Annotated in this window: 15 protein-coding genes, 1 tRNA gene and 1 pseudogene; 5 read left to right on the top strand and 12 right to left on the bottom strand. The window is 61.2% G+C overall.

Annotated elements, in window-relative coordinates; translation table 11 throughout:
* Positions 1 to 199: 199 nt before the first annotated feature.
* The 8 genes from H3Z74_RS02900 to H3Z74_RS02865 form a co-directional block, all read right to left on the bottom strand.
* Positions 200 to 1,759: an amidase family protein gene (locus tag H3Z74_RS02900; RefSeq protein WP_187762511.1), complete on the bottom strand. Its 1,560-nt coding sequence runs from the start codon at positions 1,757 to 1,759 to the stop codon at positions 200 to 202.
* 22 nt (positions 1,760 to 1,781) lie between these two features.
* Positions 1,782 to 3,326, bottom strand: coding sequence for an amidase family protein (locus H3Z74_RS02895; protein ID WP_187762510.1), 1,545 nt, complete (start codon positions 3,324 to 3,326; stop codon positions 1,782 to 1,784).
* A gap of 176 nt (positions 3,327 to 3,502) precedes the next feature.
* A complete protein-coding gene (locus H3Z74_RS02890; protein ID WP_187762509.1) occupies positions 3,503 to 5,137 on the bottom strand; it encodes an alkaline phosphatase D family protein in 1,635 nt (544 codons plus the stop codon).
* A gap of 35 nt (positions 5,138 to 5,172) precedes the next feature.
* Entirely contained in the window at positions 5,173 to 5,604 is a 432-nt protein-coding gene (locus tag H3Z74_RS02885) for a hypothetical protein (protein ID WP_187762508.1), read from the bottom strand.
* A 72-nt stretch (positions 5,605 to 5,676) separates the two neighbouring features.
* Positions 5,677 to 6,153 carry a hypothetical protein gene (locus tag H3Z74_RS02880; protein ID WP_187762507.1) on the bottom strand — a complete coding sequence of 159 codons (477 nt, stop codon included), beginning with the start codon at positions 6,151 to 6,153 and terminating at the stop codon, positions 5,677 to 5,679.
* A 75-nt stretch (positions 6,154 to 6,228) separates the two neighbouring features.
* The gene (locus tag H3Z74_RS02875) at positions 6,229 to 6,714 is read right to left on the bottom strand and encodes a hypothetical protein (protein WP_187762506.1); all 486 of its coding nucleotides are present in this window, start codon (positions 6,712 to 6,714) and stop codon (positions 6,229 to 6,231) included.
* 283 nt (positions 6,715 to 6,997) lie between these two features.
* Positions 6,998 to 10,147, bottom strand: a complete 3,150-nt coding sequence (locus H3Z74_RS02870; RefSeq protein ID WP_187762505.1) for a TonB-dependent receptor domain-containing protein — start codon at positions 10,145 to 10,147, stop codon at positions 6,998 to 7,000.
* A gap of 670 nt (positions 10,148 to 10,817) precedes the next feature.
* Positions 10,818 to 10,904 (bottom strand) — tRNA-Tyr (locus H3Z74_RS02865).
* Positions 10,905 to 11,063: 159 nt separating this feature from the next.
* Between H3Z74_RS02865 and H3Z74_RS02860 the strand changes: the two are divergent.
* The 4 genes and pseudogenes from H3Z74_RS02860 (at position 11,064) to H3Z74_RS02845 (ending at position 14,445) form a co-directional block, all read left to right on the top strand.
* Positions 11,064 to 12,705: pseudogene (locus tag H3Z74_RS02860) on the top strand (M20/M25/M40 family metallo-hydrolase).
* A gap of 2 nt (positions 12,706 to 12,707) precedes the next feature.
* The gene (locus tag H3Z74_RS02855) at positions 12,708 to 12,854 is read left to right on the top strand and encodes a hypothetical protein (protein ID WP_187762504.1); all 147 of its coding nucleotides are present in this window, start codon (positions 12,708 to 12,710) and stop codon (positions 12,852 to 12,854) included.
* Positions 12,854 to 13,603, top strand: coding sequence for a 23S rRNA (guanosine(2251)-2'-O)-methyltransferase RlmB (rlmB, locus tag H3Z74_RS02850; protein ID WP_187762503.1), 750 nt, complete (start codon positions 12,854 to 12,856; stop codon positions 13,601 to 13,603). The genes H3Z74_RS02855 and rlmB overlap by 1 nt, the downstream gene beginning before the upstream one ends.
* Positions 13,604 to 13,641: 38 nt before the next feature.
* Complete coding sequence (locus H3Z74_RS02845; protein WP_187762502.1) at positions 13,642 to 14,445, top strand: hypothetical protein; 804 nt, start codon at positions 13,642 to 13,644, stop codon at positions 14,443 to 14,445.
* A gap of 582 nt (positions 14,446 to 15,027) precedes the next feature.
* On the opposite strand, the gene H3Z74_RS02840 is transcribed toward H3Z74_RS02845, so the two are convergent.
* Positions 15,028 to 15,345 carry a 2Fe-2S iron-sulfur cluster-binding protein gene (locus tag H3Z74_RS02840; protein WP_187762501.1) on the bottom strand — a complete coding sequence of 106 codons (318 nt, stop codon included), beginning with the start codon at positions 15,343 to 15,345 and terminating at the stop codon, positions 15,028 to 15,030.
* Positions 15,346 to 15,417: 72 nt separating this feature from the next.
* Here H3Z74_RS02840 and H3Z74_RS02835 point away from each other — a divergent pair, with 72 nt between their 5' ends.
* Positions 15,418 to 16,041: a DNA-3-methyladenine glycosylase family protein gene (locus H3Z74_RS02835; protein ID WP_187762500.1), complete on the top strand. Its 624-nt coding sequence runs from the start codon at positions 15,418 to 15,420 to the stop codon at positions 16,039 to 16,041.
* 12 nt (positions 16,042 to 16,053) lie between these two features.
* Here the strand turns inward: H3Z74_RS02835 and H3Z74_RS02830 are convergent, their stop codons facing one another.
* The 3 genes from H3Z74_RS02830 to H3Z74_RS24260 are packed head-to-tail and all read right to left on the bottom strand — an operon-like array spanning position 16,054 to position 18,847.
* Positions 16,054 to 16,548 carry a Csu type fimbrial protein gene (locus H3Z74_RS02830; protein ID WP_187762499.1) on the bottom strand — a complete coding sequence of 165 codons (495 nt, stop codon included), beginning with the start codon at positions 16,546 to 16,548 and terminating at the stop codon, positions 16,054 to 16,056.
* A complete protein-coding gene (locus H3Z74_RS02825) occupies positions 16,545 to 18,584 on the bottom strand; it encodes a fimbria/pilus outer membrane usher protein (RefSeq protein ID WP_229726845.1) in 2,040 nt (679 codons plus the stop codon). Before H3Z74_RS02825 ends, H3Z74_RS02830 begins: the two co-directional genes overlap by 4 nt.
* Positions 18,581 to 18,847 carry a hypothetical protein gene (locus H3Z74_RS24260; RefSeq protein WP_229726844.1) on the bottom strand — a complete coding sequence of 89 codons (267 nt, stop codon included), beginning with the start codon at positions 18,845 to 18,847 and terminating at the stop codon, positions 18,581 to 18,583. The genes H3Z74_RS02825 and H3Z74_RS24260 overlap by 4 nt, the downstream gene beginning before the upstream one ends.
* Positions 18,848 to 18,851 lie beyond the last annotated feature (4 nt).

The raw sequence follows: 18,851 nt of genomic DNA, 5'->3' as shown, positions 1-18,851 counted from the left end.
TCGTCATTCCCCTGTTGTTACTGCCATGAAACCAAAACTATTTCCGCTTCGCAACACAGGGCGGAGACGGTAAGCACCACTGCGGAATCAAGAATATGTCAGCATCTGTAATGAGTTGCCGACATATTCTTGTCCGTCGCAGCGTGGCCTGAAAATCTTCCTTATTGCAGCGTTGATTGCATCCGGTTCGCGAACCTGATCAGACGCGAGACGGCGCCCAGAGCGGCGGCCGGCGTTGCGCCCAGGGTTGAGCTTTCTCAAGTTCGAAGGAGAGCTCAAGCAATGCTCGATCACCGCCGAGCGGTCCGGCGAACTGAACGCCAACCGGCAAGCCGTCCTTGGTCCAGTGCATCGGCAGGCTCAGCGCCGGCCCGCCCGTTGCGTTCTGCAACATGGTGTAATCGGCATAGTTGTTGAGCCGCTGCATCACGACCGCCACCGGCAGGGAGCCGTTGATGTCGCCGATCCGGGCCGGCGGCTTGAGCAGCACTGGCGTGACGAGGATATCAATCGTGTCGAACAGGCCGAAATAGGCCTTGGACGCCGCCGCGATGCGCTCATAGCATTTCGCCGCCATGGCGTCCGGCACGTCTTCGGCCAATTGGCTCATGCTAAAGGAGAGTGGCTCGACCAGAGCGCGCAGGATCTTCGGATCGAGACTGGTCCCTGGCGGGAGCAGCTTCTTGGCTTCATTGGCCCGAGCGAGATAGACGACGGTAAAATCCTCCACAAAGGCCGCACCATCGAACGGGTATTTGACCGGGCTGACATGGTGGCCGAGCGATTCGAGCAATTTCAGCGTCGCGTTTACGCCTTCCGCTACTTCCGGCACCGGCACGTGGTCGCCCAGGCTGTTCATGATATAGCCGATGCGCAGCTTCTTGGTGCCCGGACCGGTGACCTTGCCGACCGGCGGATAGACTGCGCCCGCCCCCTTCATTTCGAGTAGCGCGAGCATGTTGGCGGTATCGCGCACGGTGCGGGACAGGCAGAATGACTCGCCCAGGAAGCCGCTGACGTCCATCTTGCCGTTGATGATGCTCAACGGGCCGGCGAGGCGATCGCGTGACGGTTTCATGCCGACCAGTCCGCACACGCTTCCCGGAATGCGCAATGAGCCGGCACCGTCCGAACCATGCGCCAGGGGGATGATTCCAGCGGCAACCGCCGCCGCCGCACCGCCGGACGATCCGCCCGGTGTATGGTCCAGATTCCACGGATTGCGCGTTATGCCGTAAGCGAGCGTTTCGGTGGTCGGCAGGATGCCGAATTCGGGCATCGTCGTGCGGGCGAAGATGTTGAAGCCGGATTGCTCGATGAGCTCGACCAACTGGTCATTCTCCTTCGCAATCGGCGTCAGCTTGTCCAGCTTCGAACCGAAATGCTTGGCCGTCCCAGCGACATCGGCCTCATCCTTGATCATCATCGGCACACCGGCGAACGGTCCCGCCGGGTTGATCGCCGGAACATGCTTGCGCGCGCGATCATACAGTTCCTGGCTGATGCAGTTGAGCTGAGGCTGGACGGCCTGGGCGCGGGCGATGGCGGCGTTGACCGCCTCCAGCGGGGAGATCTTGCGCGCCTTGATCGCCGCCGCCAGGCCGGTGGCATCCATGCTGGCAAAGTCGGCGGCCGGCTCGGCCACGGCCCGGGCCAGCGCACTGCCGGGGATCAGCGCTGCGGCGGCGCTTGCCATGCCCAGCGTTTTGAGAAAATCGCGCCGTCCCTGCGCGGACGCGTCGCTCGATGAAATAGTCATTTGGCCGCAAACTCCCTGATGATTATGTTGAAACATGAGATGGAGCCCAGAGCGGCGGACGACGCTGAGCCCAGGGCTGAGCGCGTTCGAGCTCGAAGGCGAGTTCAAGTAAGGTGCGTTCCCCGCCCAGTCGGCTGGCGAACTGGACGCCGACCGGCAGGCCGTCCTTCGTCCAATGCATCGGCAGGCTGATCGCCGGCCCACCGCTCGCATTTTGCAGCATCGTATAGTCGGCGTAATTGTTCAGCCGCATCAGCAAGATCGGAAATGGAATCGACCCGTTGATCTCACCGATCCGCGCCGGAGGCTTGAGCAGAACCGGCGTCACCAGGACGTCCATTGTGTCGAACAGGTCGAAATAGGCCCGCGAACTGGCGGCCATGCGCGTATAGGCCAGTGCAACCGACTCATCGGAGAAATCCGCGCTCAGTTCGCCGATGTCGAACGAAGCCGATTCGATCAGCTTTTTGAGAAAGGCGGGATCGGGAGAGGCGCCGTCGCCACCGGACATCCGCGCGCGCGTGCCCTTGGCTTTCGCCATATAGACCAGCGTGAAATCCTCGACGAATTGCGTACCGTCGAATGGCCACCGCGCCTCGCCGATCCTGTGGCCAAGCGATTCCAGCAGAGCGAGCGTGGTGGTGATGCTTTCCGATACCTCGGGCGATGGCGCATGGCCGCCAAGGCCGTTCATGATGAAACCGATGCGCAACCGCCTTGCGGAAGGATCGGTCACCCGGCCGACCGGCGCATAGGCCGCACCCGGCCCCTTGTGCTCGACCAGCGCAAGCTGGTTGGCGGTATCGCGGACCGTGCGCGACAGGCAGAATGGCTGACCCAGGAACGACCCGCCGCCGATCCGGTCGCGCGAGGTCTTGAGACCGACCAAGCCGCAATTGCTCGCGGGGATCCGGAGCGACCCCGCGCCATCGGAACCATGTGCCTTGGGAACAATCCCGGCCGCGACTGCCGCCGCCGCGCCGCCCGACGAACCGCCCGGGACATGATCGAGGTTCCAGGGATTGCGCGTCACGCCATAGGCCAGGGTTTCGGTAGTTGGCAGAATGCCGAATTCAGGCATGGTCGTGCGAGCAAAGGGATTGAGGCCGATCTGCTCGCACCGCTCGACCAGCACATCGTTCCGCTTTGCAATCGGCATGACCTTGTCGAGGCGCGAACCGAAATGCCTGGCCAGCCCGACAATGTCCGCCTCATCCTTGATCAAATAAGGCACGCCGGCGAACGGCGCGGAAAGGTCGGTCGAAGCGGCGCGGCGGCGCGCGCGATCATACATGTCCTCGCTGATGCAGTTGATCGCCGGCTGCACCGCCTGTGCCCGCGCAATCGCCGCTTCCAGCGCCTCAACCGGCGAAATCTCGCGCGCCTTGATCGCCGCGGCCAGTGCGGTCGCGTCCATCTCGGCGAAAGGCGAGGACACCGGTCCTGCCCGGGCAAGGGCGATGCCGGGAAGCAGGGTCGCCGCGCCGAGCATGCCGGCCATCTTCAGAAAATTGCGCCGCGCGGGAAGAACGGTCCGAGCAGAGATCGAGTCAAACGGGTTTGTCATGAGATGCGCTCCTGGATGCAAGATCCAGGGCAAGCGGCGAGAGTTGGAATGCGGCCTTCTTGCCCTAATCCAGCCCCAATCTCGCCTTAATTTCCACGGAGTCAAATCATTTTGCCACAAATGCGCCTTAATTTGCCTTATTTGAGATACTTTCTCCCGATGCTGTGTCCTGCCCATCACGCTGCGAACACCCTGCGCCCGCGTTCGACCTGCATCTTGTGGCCCTGCCTGGTGGCGAGCGACCGCGTGGCGATGCCGTCCATGAACACCCATTCGCCGGTGACTTTGTCCGGCGTCAGCTCGACCGCCATATAGCCACGGCTGCTCGTCTCCGCCCATTTGAGCTCGGGGCTCGCATTGATGAAGAATTGCCCGACCAGTGCCGGTGGTACGGATATATATTCCTCGAGCCCGGCAGAGGTGACGCTGTGCCCGCCGAATTCCACCCCCGCCGGCTTCCCATCCTGGGCCAGGTCGAACGCCCAGGCATTATGACTGTCGCCGGACAGCACGATCAGATCGGCATCGGCTTGCTGCGCGGCGCTCAGGAAGCGCGCCCGCGCGGCCGGAAAACCGGCCCAGCCGTCGAGATCGGCGGGCAGCCCCGCTTTTGCCGAGGCGTTGATCGCCCTGAGATAAGCGGCCCCCTCGGGCGGCAGCTTCAGGTTGGACAGCATGGCCTGGGGCAATTCGGGCAGCTTCTGCTGGCCGACCAGCACCTGTTGAGCCACGACTTGCCATTTGGCGCCGCGCCGCTTCGACTGCGCCATCCCCTGATACAGCCATTGTTCCTGGGCATCGCCCATCAGCGTGCGCTTCGGATCGGCCAGCGGCCCGTCGCGAAGCGCAATCAGATTGGCCACCGGGTCGCCCGGCGCGTCCGCCACGGGGCGTGTGTCGAGCCAGGCGCTGCGCGCGGTGAGCCGGGTTTCCGGGCGGAAGATCGTCGCCAGGTCACCCACTTCATAGCTCGACCAGGCCCGCCCCGACACCGGCAGCCACTCGTCATAGGCCCTGATCGATGCCCGCTTGCGCGCCTCGTAATCGCCCTCATCGGGGGTGTGGTTTTCCGCACCATGCGCCCAGCTGTCATTGGCCAGTTCATGGTCGTCGCGCTGCGCGATCATCGGGAACATCTGATGCAGCCGCTGCAGATCCGGGTCGGCACGATAGCTGGCGAGGCGCAGCCGGTAATCGGCCAGCCGGATCGCCTCGGTTGGCGGTTCCATCACCCGTCCCGCCACCATCCGGTTCGCGCGCGGATAATAGCCGAGCGGATATTCGTAGAAATAATCGCCGGTGTGCACCATCAGGTCGATATCGTCGCGCGCCGCCGCATGGGCATAGGCGTTGAACCAGCCGGCGGGCAGATTGGCGCAGGAAAAGACGCCGAGACAGAAGCGTGCCACCGATCCGACCGGGAGGGTCCTGGTGCGCCCGACCGGCGATACCGCGCCATCGGCGCTTACGAACCGATAAAAATACCAGCGGCCGGGATCGAGCCCACCGATCACGGTACGGGCCGTGAAATCGCCGTCACGCCTGGCGTGCGCACTGCCCCCTGCCCGGATCACGCGAAAATCGGTCGCCTCTGAAATCTCGACGGTCAGTCGCGTATCGCTGCCATTGCCCGCCACGAACCGCGTCCACAGTAGAATCGATGCCGGCCCCGGCTCACCGCTGGCAACGCCATGAGTAAACCCGCGCGCCGCCAGTAACTGGGCAGCGGCGCCGGATCCCATCAGCGCGAGCGCACTCATCCCCAGGCCGGCGCTCAAGACGAGCTCGCGCCGGCCAATCTCCAATGGCATTTCGCATCCTGACCTGGTTCGGGCGATACCGCCCTTTATTGCGGCGTGGTGGCGGGTGCTGGGGAGGGTGCAGGGGTTGGCGTCGGCGTGGATGCCGGCGCGGGGCTGGTTGTGATCGCCGGATCGGCGGCGGTAGCGGCACTGGCCGGTGCGGCCTGGGTCGCGGCGTCCGCCGGAATCGCCTTCAGCGCCGCGTCGACCGCTTCGACCCGTTCATGCGGCACGGCATCGGGAAACATCGCCTCGAGCGCTTCAAGGCTCATCGTCTTGAACTGCTCGTACAGCGGATGCGTCATGAAGCCGGGCAGCTCATGCTCGATCACCGCCTTGGCGGCGGGATTGGCAGCGATCTTCTCGATCGGCGTCTTGATGCTGAAAGCGGACTTGTCGCCTCCGGCATAGGACGGCGTTGCGATCGAGAGGGCCAAAGAGGCGATCATGCCGCCAAGAAAAACCGACTTTCTCATTGAGATACTCCAAAGCTACAATAATTCTAGTAATCCCGGATTTTCAAACAGGTAATTCTGCCTATTCATCGCCTAAGGCGCGATAACGACTGAAGGGGTCACCGTCATGCTGGCCGATTGTAGTGTACAAACACCCATAAACTGTGGACCGGATGCGGCCGTAGACGTCGCGTTATTCCACGAGAATGCAACATTGCTTCTGGTGCAGTATCCAGCCAATGATCCAAGCTGCAAAACATCGACCTTCACTTGTGTCGTCGATGTTGTCCTGACGATCAGGGGAAAACTGATCGCGCCAGGCCCGGCGCTGACCGGGCAATCCGACGAAGTGCCGCTGACAAATGTAATTGTATCAACTCCCGTCACTGTGCCGGTCATTGATTGATAATGGCAGGTATGGAAGATGCTCTGGCCCGAGATGCTGGAAGTGAACGAAGCGGTCGCAGTAACCGGATCACCCACCGCAGGCGATGTGATCGGGTTTGCCAGGACAGGCGACACCATGCCGAGACAGGCGAACGCGGCAACGCAATTCCGAATGATCGCCATATTCAGCCCCTCCTGACTTCCAGCCCAAGAAAAGTGGCATGGCGGTTTCCCGCCATGCCACCAGTCGGGGGTCGGTTACGGTGCGATAACCACTGCCGGCGAGACGCTCAGCGTCGCAGACGACATGGTGCAGATGCCGACGCTCTGCGAACCGGACGTTGCCGTGGAGGTCGAGTTGTTCCAGTTAAAGGCAACGTTGTTCTTCGTGCAGGTGCCGAGCGGCGTAGCAATCGACAATGTGTCGACCGTGACGACCGTCTGCGAGGTTGCCCGGACAACGATCGGATAAGCAACGCTGCCGGTGCCGGAGCTGGTGCAGCCGGTGCCAGTTGCGGTGCCGCTGGTGAAAGTAATCACGCCTGGCGTTGCCGATGTTACCGTGCCGGTCATCGTGACGGCACAAGTACGTGCACCAAGACCGAAGATATTAACGCTGATCGAACCGGATGCATTGACCGTCGTTCCAGCGCCCGGCGAAGAAAGGTTATTCGCATAAGCAGGGACTGCAGTCATTCCCATGGCGACAACAGCGAGCATGGCAGTTTTTGCAAATTTATTCATGATTAAATCCTCTCAATGGATAGATTGTGTTTTAGCAAAAATATTAATGTCGTAGTTTACGGTAAAAGTAGATTTAACAATACCAAGTAAACTTATTAAATCTTGATGCCATACACTCTCCTTTTTATCATTATTATGCAATCGGAGCATTTTCGTATCATAGCCAGCGAATCGATTGCTGCTTCACTTAGCGACTCGGGTGTCTAAACAGGTTTTTTCTATGTATCAAGCAAAGATACCAGATTATAACGAAAAATTGCTCCAAAATGAACTATTTTACTCACTAGAACGCCGCCTTCAGACTCAAGCCGTAGACTCTTGGATCCAAGGTGAAGACATTCGTGAAATTACTCAGCTCATCCGGCCCTGTGTAGGCGTCAGTAATTGGCGTGCTGTTGAAGATGTTCTTAACATAAAATTGAGCAGTCATCTTCGAACTTGGCTTCGACAGCGTTAATGCTAGGTTTCCATTGCCCCAACCTTTCAGCTTGTCATAGGCGGTATTGTAAATCCGCGCATAGCTGCTCGACTGGCGGTAATAATCGCCGCGAACGGCGAGCGACCAGTCACCGAAGAAAAGCGTGTATTGCGCGCCGACGTTGAAGGTGAAGTGCGGCGCATTGGGCAATTCATTCCCGCCAATATCAGCGGCAAAGCCACGCCCCTGATTGGGCGCTCCATAATTGGCGAAGCCATTGAGGTTATAATTGGCCGGCTTGCTCGGATCGTATGGAGCCGTGGGGTCGAAAACGAATCCGAAATCCTGGCTATACTGCGTGCCGGGGGCAAAGAACCGGCTTCCCTGGGCGAAGAAATTGGGAGATTCGCACAGGAATCTCAGGAACACGCCGCCGCTGTTGGTGAAAACGGGCGGGTCGCCCGGCTGCCATGGCCGAGGCGGCTGGCCGTTGCCGGGATTGATGATGGGCGGCACCCCGTCACCAAGGTTCGGGTTGCTCAAGACTTTCGAGACAACTTCCTTGGGCGCAATACAGGTATTGGGGCTTTGCGCCCAAGGGCGCAGCGTTACCCAGTCGTCATGCCCCTGGAGCCGGTCCATCACATCGATGGAGCGCTGCCCCTTGGCAATCTTGGTATTGAGATAGCCAAAGGTGGCGCCGATACGGAAATTGCGGGAAGGAATCCACGCGCCTTCCATTTCGATACCCATCGTCCGCGCATCAACATTCTCGGTGTGGAACGTGCGGTCGATCAGCTGCGATATCTGATATCCCTTATAGTCGTTGAAGAATGCCGCTGCGCTGAACACCAGCTTGCCACCGGCGAACTGGTTCTTGGTGCCGATTTCGAACGCATTGACGTCCTCCGGACCATAGGTCTGCGGCAATTGCGTGTAGCTGGCGAGCGCGGGGTCAAAATCATTGCCGGCAGGATTGCCGCCGCCGGCTTTGTAGCCGCGCGCATAGGAGGCGTAGACCAACGTGCTGTCGCTGAATGAAAGATCGGGCTTCCAGTCGATCGCCATCCGGCCGGTCACACGCCGCCATTGTTGGACCTGATCGGCATATTGCGGATAGCCGCGATCGACAAACCCGCCGCCGAACTGACTGCGCGACGTCAACAGCTGCGACGGTACGGGAGTCAGGGTTTTCTTGTCGTCGGTGTAGCGGAGGCCGGCGGTCAGTTTCAGATTGTCGGTCATTTTCCAGTAGAGTTCGCCGAAACCAGCCACGCTCTGGATCTTGGCGATACTGACGCTGCGCAGGTAGTTATGCCCTTCTTGCGGGCCGGTATTCAGCGGATTTGGGTCAATATAGATACAGCCTTCGCTCCCTGGATTGTTCACACAATCGCCACTGAAGCCTGAGCTATTGAGACCCAAGGCAATCGCCGTCAGAGTATTGCTGTAGACATTATACTCTTCCTGCGTCTTGAATTTGACCCAGTTTCCACCGATGCTGAAATTGATCGGCCCGCTGAACGACGATTGAAACCGCAATTCCTGCGACCATTGTTCGCTTTTCGATTTGGAGATGTCGACCGCCAGCGGCCGATCCGAACAGCCAAGCTGCGGGTCGCAGATCACACCACCTTGCGCGGTAGAAGCGCCCAGATAGGGCAGCCAATATTGCCAGTTCGGGGTACTTCCCCAATCGAATGCCTTGAAAAGCGGATTATTTTCGTAATCCTCCCGGCGTGCAAAAACAGGCTTCGAGTCGAAACGGAAGAAATCCTGAGACCCGAAGTAATTATCACTCATATAAAGTGTTTGTGAAAACAAATGCAGATCAGGTGATGGGTCATATTCCAGGTTAAGCTGAACTACATCGTTCTTAGCCTTGAATACCGGATCATATATTGTCGCGATTTCACGCAAATTGGATGACTGCCGGTTATCCACGGTGCTGAACGGATCGGCTCCGGGGTTGATCAAGCGTCCGGAATCATACTGCCCCTGGAAGAATGGCGAAGAGAACAGCAAGCCGCTCACGATCGGAGATCCGATACCGTTGGGCACGCCATAAGCATCTTTGGTGAACAGCGATTTGTTCTGACAGCCCGGCGTCAGAGCTGACGCGGTCCAGGCTTCGAAGAGCGGATATGTGCCTTGACCATTGGACAATTCGAACGTGCTTGCCGTTGGCGTCCGCGTGCAGAGCTGCTTGCCGGTGCGCGAACGATTGTCGTCTTCCTTGAAATGCTCCCAGAACACGCCAATGCTGAAATTGGACGTCGGCGCCCAGAGTGCCGATAGCCGGATCGACCAGAGGTCGCGTCCGTTTACCGCGTGGTCGGTGACCGTGTTGTAGTCAAAGCCCGAACGTTTGGTCCAGGCGCCGGCCGCGCGGACTGCGAGATTATCGCCAAGGGGAATGTTGATGAAGCCGCGCGCACGCTTCGTGCCATAATTGCCGAGCTCGCCCTGGATTTCGCCGGAGAATTTGGAGAATTTCGGCTTGTTCGGAATCATGTTGACCACGCCTGCGGTGGCATTGCGGCCATACAGCGTACCCTGCGGCCCGCGCAGCACCTCCAGTCGTTCGATGTCGAAATATTCCTGCTCGAACAGGCGATTGCGCAACAGCGTGGTGTTGTTGAAGCTGATCGCGACCGCCGGATCGGCGGTCACCGAAGTCGCCTTGGTACCGATACCGCGGATCGAGAAATTATAGCCGGTAAAATTGTCCTTGGAGAAGTTGACGTTGGGAATCGCGCGCAGCAATTCCGACCCGCCCTCAATCTTCAGATCGGACAGGTCCTTGGAGGAAAAAGCGGAGATCGAAATTGGCACATCGAGGATCTTTTCCTCCATGCGCTGCGCGGTGACCACGATATCACCCGCACTCGGCGCTTTAGTATCGGGAGCTTCCTGAGCGCGCGCCACACCTGTTGCCGCGAGCAACCCCATCAACGCCCCGCCCGTCAAAGCGCGCGCGCACACCTGTGCATAAGAGCTCAACATACGGCTCATTTCATCCCCTCCTGTTCTGCTTCTTTCGGCAGCGCCATCTTTGCGATGACGAGTCAGGCTATGGTATGAAAATTACATAGTCAACACTATCATATAACTGTAATTACCGTTTCGGAGGCGTTCCTGAAACTTTCGTGCGCGAAAAACCATATGCGATTGTCGCCATAATCCATTGATTAAAAACAATTAAATCTTACGTTGCATTTTGAGGTCATTGTCTACTTCGCCTCCACGGAAGGCGGTCGTTTTATAGACATTACTGTGCATTTTTATGGACACTCGCGTCCAAATACGTCTTTTTGGAACGGCAAAATGCCGGTTTTTCGACCGCCCCGAGTCGTTTGTAGACCATGCCGAAAAGTCGTGGCGACGACGGGCCGGTACGGCCCATCGGTGGCGCAGATTCCCTGGCCGAACCATGTCGCGACGCTTATCGTCCAGGCGACCCATCGCATGACTGAAGTGACGACCGAATTGTGCCGCCTGCAAAGATGGCACGACGCCAGCTGCAGGAACATCGTGTGCGACATGGACCGTCGAAACCACGAGTCCGATCCCTGGATGAGGTCGGCTTCGATTGGGCGGCATGCGACAATATCAGCAGGCGAACCTCTGATATCCATGGGCTTTACGGGATATGGATGCCGCCGGAAATGCCCGGAAGCAAGGTTGGTGGACAGGGCTGGATTCGAACCAGCGTACGGGAAACCCGGGCAGATTTACAGTCTGCTGCCTTTAACCACTCGGCCACCTGTCCAACCGGGCCGCCTCAAAAGCGAGGCGGTCCAATGGCGTCCGATTGCGCCCCTGTCAACGCCCTTCACGGCCAGTCGCACCGCTTGCGCGCGACCGAGGCACCGAATAGCGTGGCGTAATATTGTTGCTTGATCGCAGCAAAGCCTATCAAGGGGTCTCCATGCGCTCTTATCTCTTCACTGCGGCCGCTGCGCTCGCCATCGCTGCGCCGATCTCCGCCCAGACTGCGAAAGGCCAGACGGCGACCGGCCAGACCGTCGACAGGAATCAGGTCAACAAGATCATCGATGAAGGCACGACGCGCAGCCAGGTCATGCTCACCGCCGCCTATCTCTCCGATGAAATCGGCCCGCGGCTGACCAATTCGCCGTCGATGCGCGTCGCCGAGGACTGGACGCAGAAGAAATTTGCCGAATGGGGCCTGAAGAACGTCCATAAGGAGGGCTTCGACTTCGGCCGCGGCTGGACGATCGAGCGGTCGAGCGTGCGCATGGTCACCCCGCGCCCGATTCAGCTGACCGCGATACCGATCGCCTGGACGCCGGGTACCAACGGCACGATCAGCGCACCGGTGTTCGTCGCGCCGATGAAGCGCGAGCGCGATTTCGACAAATGGCGCGGCCAGTTGAAGGGCAAGATCGTGCTGATCACGCTACCCAATACCGGCAACGAACCCGACACCGCACCGTTCAGGCGCTACACTGCCGAGGAACTGGGCAAGCTCGATCAATATGAACAGCCGAAATATGATCCCGAGGCAGCCGACCGCAGGCTGGAAGCGACTCGACTATACCAGGAAGCTCGGCGAGTTCCTCAAGGCCGAAGGCGCGCTTGCCTATGCCACCATGTCGTACCGCGACGGCAAGCTGGTACATGGCGAGGGTTATATGTTCGGCATGGGCGAAACCATGCCGCTGCCGGGCGTGGAGATTGCCGCGGAGGATTATCGCCGCCTCGCCCGCCTTGCGAAGATCGGCCGCGCGCCGACGCTGGAGATCGACAGCGAGGTGCGCTTCGACGACCGCGATACCAAAGCGTATAATGTCATCGCCGAAATCCCCGGCACAGACCCCAAGGCCGGCTATGTCATGGCCGGCGCACATCTCGACAGCTGGGTCGCGGGCGACGGCGCCGGCGACAATGGCGCGGGCACGGCGATGATCATGGAGGCGGCGCGCATCCTGTCGGCAAGCGGCGTGCGGCCGAAGCGCACGATCCGCTTCGCGCTGTGGGTCGGCGAGGAACAGGGCCTGCTCGGCAGCCTTGCCTATGTCGAACAGCATCTCGCGACGCGCGGCAACCCGGGCGACCCGGTGCAGACCGGCATGAAGCGCTTCTATGGCTGGTCCAATCGCTGGCCGATCAAGCCGCAGCCCGGTTACGGCGACCTCGCCGCCTATTTCAATCTCGACAATGGCTCGGGCCGGATCCGCGGCATCTATGCCGAGAATAACCCGGCGGTGGTTTCGACCTTCAGGGAATGGCTCGCGCCCTTCGCGTCGATGGGCGCCACCAATGTGGTGATCCGCAAGACCGGCGGTACCGACCATGTGTTCATGCAGGCGGTCGGTGCGCCGGGGTTCCAGTTCATCCAGGATCCGCTTGATTACAACAGCCGCACGCACCATTCGAGCGCGGACACGTTCGACCATCTGAAGGCGGACGATCTGCGCCAGGGGTCGATCATCCTGGCGTCGTTCCTGGCCAATGCGGCGAACGCCGACAAGGCACTGCCGCGGCCACCCTTCCCGACCAGGCCGGTGGTGACCGATCCATTTGCCTATACTGATGATGAGGATTGATCATGGCCGAGGCCACCGGGTTAAATAATACCGCTCGCCCTGAGCTTGTCGAAGGGCCGCTCTTCTTCTCCCTACGTGTCGAAAAGAAGAACGGTGCTTCGACAGGTTCAGCACGAACGGGGATCGGTTTTCACGAGGGACAAATTTGATGGCACGCAAAGGACATCGCCCTTCGCACGCACCGGCCGGCCGCCCCCGTTTCTGGGGCCGGCATGCGGTCACCGCCGCGCTCGCCAATCCCGAGCGCGTCGTGCGCAAGATGTGGGCGACGCGTGAGGCGCTGGCCTTGCTCGACATTCCGCCGGTGATTCCGATCACCTTTGCCGATGTCGCCGATCTTGCGCGGCTGGTGCCGGGCGATGCGCCGCATCAGGGCCTGGTCGCTGAAGTCGATCCGCTAGAAGATGTGTGGCTCGGCGACTTGCTTGATCAGGGCGCGGGGGACCGCCGGCCGCTGGTCATTCTCGACCAGGTGACCGACCCGCATAATGTCGGCGCGATCCTGCGTTCGGCCGCTGCGTTCGATGCGCTCGGCATCATCACACCCGACCGCCATTCGCCGCCCGAATCCGGCACCATCGCACGCTCCGCATCGGGCGCGCTGGAGATCGTGCCCTGGGTCCGCGTGGTCAATCTCGCCCGCGCGCTCGAGGAAGTGGCGGAGGCCGGTTTCTGGCGTGTCGGCCTGACCGGCGAGGCGACCCAGACTCTGGCCCAGGCGATGGGCGAAACGCGCGTCGCCCTGGTGCTCGGCGCTGAAGGCGAAGGCATGCGGCACAACACTGCGGCGCATTGCGACGAACTTGCGCGCCTGCCGATCTCGCCTAAGGTGGAAAGCCTGAACGTGTCCAACGCCGCGGCAATTGCACTCTATGCGGTGACGACACGGGGGCAGTGACAACGCGGGACTAGTCCCTGCGTAAACAGGGGTTTGCCATGACTGGACGTCTGTTGCGCATCGTGATTGGTGCGCTCCTGCCGCTGGCGCTCGCAAGCTGCGTGCTCACCCCCGGCAAGTTCGTGTCGAAGCTGACGATCGACGCCGATCGCAGCTTCACCTTCTCCTATGTCGGCGAAGTGATCGCGATCGATATCAGCGATGAACTCGGCAAGGGGATGGGCGGCGCCTTCTCCGGCGAACCTTCGGGGCCGGGTGCCGACGATGACGGCAAGGCAGAGCCGAAGCCGACGCTCTGGAAGAGCGCCGCGCAGGACAGCGGAACCAAGGACAGGACGGACAACGACACCGACAAGGTCGACGAAAAAGCCAAGGCTGCAGCGAAGAAGGCTTCAGCCGAGGCCCGGAACAAGGCGATCGCCGAGGCGCTGACCAAGGAGGCGGGCTATCGCAAGGTCACCTATCTCGGCGACGGCAAGTTCGACATCGACTATCAGATTTCCGGCACGCTGACCCACAGCTTCGTGTTCCCCTATAATGTCGATGCCGAGGCGGTCTTCCCGTTCGTCATCGTCGAGGTGCGCGCCAACAACACCGTGCGCCTCAAGGCGCCGGCCTTCGCCAATGAAGGCTCAGACAAGAATATGGGCATGGACATGCCCGGTGCCGACCAGGCATCGAGCAAGCTCGACGGCGTCTTCACGCTCGACACCAATGCCGAAATCGTCAGCCAGAATAATGAGGACGGCCCGGCCACGCCGGGCGCACGCAAGACGGTGACATGGAAGGCGACGCCATTGTCCAAGACCGCCCCCATGGCGGTGCTGCGCTTCGCGAAATAATACCAAGCCGCATTGGTCCTCACCCATTCTTACCGCTTCCCCGGCGAAGGCCGGGGCCCAGTCGGGAAGGTCCAGGGAAACGGCGGGCAGCAGCAGTTTCCGACCGTTTCACGACTGGATCCCGGCCTTCGCCGGGAAACGTGCGGATGGGCCAGCATCAACGCAGTTTGGTATCACCCCCTCGCTTTGCAGCGAGGTCCGATTCAATTCCGGAACAGATCATGACAGGGCCGCGCCGGACACAGCGCTACACGGCACCCTGTCCTGCTCTTTGACATGACTGGAAAATGGCGATGTTTTACGCGCTGCTGTTCCGGCCGGAACAGCGGTGGCGCTGGCTGTTACCTGGCTGATAAGCTGGCTGTTCGCTGGCTGTTCGCTGGCTGTTACCTGGCTGTTATTCGATAACAGCCAGCAACCACTCAACACACTGAGAATCGACCGAAAATCCGGATGCGGAATCCAACATAACAGCCAGCAAAAAATGTTTTGCGGAATAACAGCCAGGAACAGCCAGCCGATCCGGCTTAGGCGGGCGGCGAATCATACCGCCTTCGGCTGCCCCTCAGGAGGAAGAAAGGATCAATCCTCTGCGGCGACCGTCACACGCAACCCGTCAAGCGCATCGGTGAAATCGATCTGGCACGACAGGCGCGAGTTTTCATTACGATCGCTCGACGAATCGAGCAGGTCGTTCTCGTCCTCGCTCATCGGCGGCAGTTTGGCAGCAAATTCCGGATCGACATGGACATGGCAGGTGGCGCAGGAGCAGCAACCTCCACACAGCGCAAGGATCTCGTCGATGCCGGCATCCCGGATGACTTCCATGACCGAAAGCCCCGCCTCGCCATCGATTTCGCGTTCTTCCCCTTCGCGCGTCACGACGATAAGCTTTGGCATGCAGTTTCCCTCCGGTGCGGATCTTTGCACCCGCCATGCCGCGCCGCGCATCCTCGATCAAGGCAAGATGATATGGGCCTGACCGCAGATCAGCTTCGCACGGCGCTCGACGCGCTCTCGAAGACCGAGCCCGCCTTCGCCACGGCATTGGCGCGCGTGGGCTATCCCGAGCCCCGCATCCGCGAGCGCGGCTATGCCACGCTGCTGCGCACGATCATCGGCCAGCAGGTCAGCACCAAGGCTGCGCAGAGCGTGTGGAACAAGCTTGAAGGACTGGTCGGCAGCCTCGACGATCCGGACAACATCACGCGCGCGACCGACGAGCAATTGCGCGAAGCGGGCCTGTCGCGCCAAAAGGCGAGCTATGCCCGCAGCCTGGCCGAGGAAGTGACCAGCGGACGGCTCGATTTCGCGAACCTGCCGGCCGATGACGAGGAGGCGGTCGCTGCGCTGGTCCGGATCAAGGGCATCGGGCGCTGGTCGGCTGAGGTCTATCTGCTGTTCGCCGAAGGACGCGCCGATATATGGCCGGCAGGCGATCTGGCCGTGCAGATCGAGGTCGGCCGCATCCTCGGCCATGATGCGCGCCCGAGCGAGAAGCTGACGCGCGAACTGGCGGAGGCCTGGCGACCGCACCGCGGCGCCGCGGCGATCTTCGCCTGGTATCATTATGGCAGCGATATGCAGGTGATCTGAGGCAAGCCCGGTTCAGTAGGTCACCGTCACGATGATGCTGTCGCTATAGGGGCCGGGGGGAACATTCTGGCCCGCGGGAATGCGGCCATAGACGGTGAAGCTCTGATCGACCCCCAGCAACGCTGCGAAATTATAGGTGATGCGCGACGAACCGCCAGTGCCGTTTCCCAGAATCTGGCTACGCGCCGCATCAAGATAGAGATTATAGTTGAGGATCGACGCACCGTTTCGAAGTGTGCGTTGCGCATAGCTGGCGGACGAGCCGGTGCTGAGATCGACCGTAAACGAACCGGCGAGCGCGAGTAGCAAAGTGCATTGGACACGCACCGTGCCGGAGGAGTTGTTGCTGGCCGAATCGACCGGGATATAATTGCCGAAACTGATCCCGGTGGCGGTGACGGTGCAGGAGCAGAACGACAATTGAGCACAAGCCGCCTGTGCCGGCGTGGCGATCAACAGCGAGCCGAGCAGCGCAGGCAGCAGGAATAGGAGGCGCCGGATATTCATGGCGTACCGCCGGTGGCGGCGCAGCGCAGCGGTCCGATGCGCGGCAGCACGTCGCCCGTGGGCAGCGCCCCAAGCACCAGGCGACACGGCCCCTGCCTTGTGTCGAACTCGATCGCCAGGCCCGGCCGCACCTCTCGCACGAAGATCTCGCCGCCATAGCCGGTGAATGCCGTTTCGCCCGTGTCCAGCTGCACATTGGTGCCGACCTCGACCGGCGTTCCGTCGGCTGCTTGCAGCACGATGGTGGCAGGATGGTCCTTTTCGATCGCGAAGCGCGCCCTGACGGCACCGCGATAGCGTGGCACGACCAGCAGCGTGTCATTGGGCATGCGCGCATCGATCGGCACATCGCCGGGGTCGATCGCGATCCGGTTCTGCTCATAGGCGCGCAGGTCCGGGATGATCGCCCGGCCCTTGGTATCGGTACGGGTGACGGGACGGTTCTCCTGATAGATGCGGACATCCGCGAGATCCGGAACATCGACAACGCCCACGGCATCCTCGACACGCCGCGTGGCATAGGCGCGCCCGCCGGTGAAAAGCAGCCCGCCGCTCGCAAGCATCCTGACGCCCGCATTGCCCTCGACTCGCCCGGCCTCGACACTGACTTCCCCGGGGTCGCCGCGCCACAGCAGTTCGGCCTGCTGGCGGTCATTCTCGCCCACCCCCGCGGTGAGGCGATAGCCCCAGCCGCCCTCGGTCGGCGGTGTCTGGCGCACCTCGGCCAGGGCGTTGCGGTTGTCGGCCCGGACATAACCGCTGCCGCGTGATCCGAACGGAATGGTGAGGCCGACGCCAAAGGTGGTGTCGATGCCAAATCCCTCGATATCGCTCCTCAGCGCGAACAGGCTGACATAACCGCGATCGCCGATTCCCACGCTATAGCTGGCCGAGGCGAGCCGGGTGCGATTGCGATCGGCATATTCGAGATCGGTGTAGACCACGCCAAGATTGCCCCAGCGGCCAAGCGCGACTCCGCCCGATGCCTGGAGCTGGCGCGTGATGCGTTCCTGATCTCGATAGATGCCGAGCTGGTCGAAGTCGCGCGAGGCGCGCTGATAGCTGACCGCGATGTTCCAGCCGGGCGTGATGCGGCTGAAGAAAACACGATAGAGTGCGCCCTTCCCGTCCCCGCCGCGCGAGACCGCGCCGGCAACTCCGAACTCGCCGATTGCGGGCCAGACGATATTGGCGCCGGCGCCGACCATCTGGACATCGCCGCTCAGCTCAGTGCGGCCTTCAAGGCTGAGCCAGTCGGTGATCCCGCGGCGATAGGAGCCGGCGGCAAAGGGATTGCGGTAGCTGAAGTCGCGGATGCCATAGTCCCGGCGTTCTGCCCCACCCTCGAGCGACCAGGCACTAAGGCCCCGGCTGAGCAGACGCGAACTGACATAATAGGATGATGTCACGCGGCGTTCGACGCCAAGCGCGTCGCGGATCACCAGAGTCACGTCACCCGCACCGTTCACCAGCGGCACCTGGTCGATCGAAAAAGGGCCCTGCGCCACGTCGGTCTGGAAACGCTGCGCGTTGTTGACCAGCAGTTCGACGTTCGAGGGGATTGCCGTGCGGCCGGTAAAGGCCGGCGTAGGGAAGGTGACGAGGTTCGGCTGCAGGCTGAAATCAGTGCCGAGCCGGATGCCGCCGAAGCGGATCTGGCGCGACCAGTCGCGTGCGTCGGTGACTGCATCGCCGACCACCAGCCGCGTGAGCGTGTCGGGGAAGTCGCGCAGGAAATAGCTGTCGAGGCGCGTCAGGTCGCCCGCGCCCGCTCGCTGGCCGACTGCCATGGTCGAAGCAAGCAGCCCCCAATCGTCCGACACGCCAACCTCCAAAAAGGCGGCGGCCTGCAGCTTGCGATCATATTGGAGGGAAAGGTCATAGTTGAGAAAGGCCGCGAACGCGCTTTCGGTCGGTTTGACGCGGGCGACCGACCCCGAAATGCTTTGCGCGTCGAAACGGTCGGCGGGAATTGTGAGCGCAACATGCTGACGCGCGGCATCGAACTGCACGGCGATGCCAGGAAGCGCGGTCAACGGGATGAAGGATTCCCTGTCGATGATGACCGCCGCCGCCGGGGGAAGCGGATATGCCAGCGCGTGAGGTCGGACGAACGAAAGAAGAAATTGCCGACCTGCCGTGCGACCAGATAGTCGCCCTCCTGCGGCGCGCCGTTGATCGAGACCGCGAGAAACACCAGCTCGGCGCCTTCCGGACGCTGCAACGGCTCGGGCGGGTCATGCCCCGCCGACTGCGCTCTTCCGGCAGCCGGTTCGGCGGCGAGGCAGAGCGCGACCATGGCG

This window comes from Sphingomonas alpina, assembly GCF_014490665.1.
In the GTDB taxonomy this organism is placed as follows: domain Bacteria; phylum Pseudomonadota; class Alphaproteobacteria; order Sphingomonadales; family Sphingomonadaceae; genus Sphingomonas; species Sphingomonas alpina.
Note: the sequence above shows the minus strand (reverse complement) of the source record. Positions and strands in the feature narration are given on the sequence as shown.

Excerpts from the sequence above, each read along its gene's own strand:
- H3Z74_RS02855 (WP_187762504.1), top strand. The coding sequence starts at position 12,708 with ATGGCCGAGGCCACCGGGTTAAATAATACCGCTCGCCCTGAGCTTGTC.
- rlmB (WP_187762503.1), top strand. The coding sequence starts at position 12,854 with ATGGCACGCAAAGGACATCGCCCTTCGCACGCACCGGCCGGCCGCCCC.
- H3Z74_RS02875 (WP_187762506.1), bottom strand. The coding sequence starts at position 6,714 with ATGAATAAATTTGCAAAAACTGCCATGCTCGCTGTTGTCGCCATGGGA.
- H3Z74_RS24260 (WP_229726844.1), bottom strand. The coding sequence starts at position 18,847 with ATGGTCGCGCTCTGCCTCGCCGCCGAACCGGCTGCCGGAAGAGCGCAG.
- H3Z74_RS02830 (WP_187762499.1), bottom strand. The coding sequence starts at position 16,548 with ATGAATATCCGGCGCCTCCTATTCCTGCTGCCTGCGCTGCTCGGCTCG.
- H3Z74_RS02895 (WP_187762510.1), bottom strand. The coding sequence starts at position 3,326 with ATGACAAACCCGTTTGACTCGATCTCTGCTCGGACCGTTCTTCCCGCG.
- H3Z74_RS02870 (WP_187762505.1), bottom strand. The coding sequence starts at position 10,147 with ATGAGCCGTATGTTGAGCTCTTATGCACAGGTGTGCGCGCGCGCTTTG.
- H3Z74_RS02880 (WP_187762507.1), bottom strand. The coding sequence starts at position 6,153 with ATGGCGATCATTCGGAATTGCGTTGCCGCGTTCGCCTGTCTCGGCATG.
- H3Z74_RS02900 (WP_187762511.1), bottom strand. The coding sequence starts at position 1,759 with ATGACTATTTCATCGAGCGACGCGTCCGCGCAGGGACGGCGCGATTTT.
- H3Z74_RS02840 (WP_187762501.1), bottom strand. The coding sequence starts at position 15,345 with ATGCCAAAGCTTATCGTCGTGACGCGCGAAGGGGAAGAACGCGAAATC.
- H3Z74_RS02885 (WP_187762508.1), bottom strand. The coding sequence starts at position 5,604 with ATGAGAAAGTCGGTTTTTCTTGGCGGCATGATCGCCTCTTTGGCCCTC.
- H3Z74_RS02845 (WP_187762502.1), top strand. The coding sequence starts at position 13,642 with ATGACTGGACGTCTGTTGCGCATCGTGATTGGTGCGCTCCTGCCGCTG.
- H3Z74_RS02835 (WP_187762500.1), top strand. The coding sequence starts at position 15,418 with ATGGGCCTGACCGCAGATCAGCTTCGCACGGCGCTCGACGCGCTCTCG.
- H3Z74_RS02890 (WP_187762509.1), bottom strand. The coding sequence starts at position 5,137 with ATGCCATTGGAGATTGGCCGGCGCGAGCTCGTCTTGAGCGCCGGCCTG.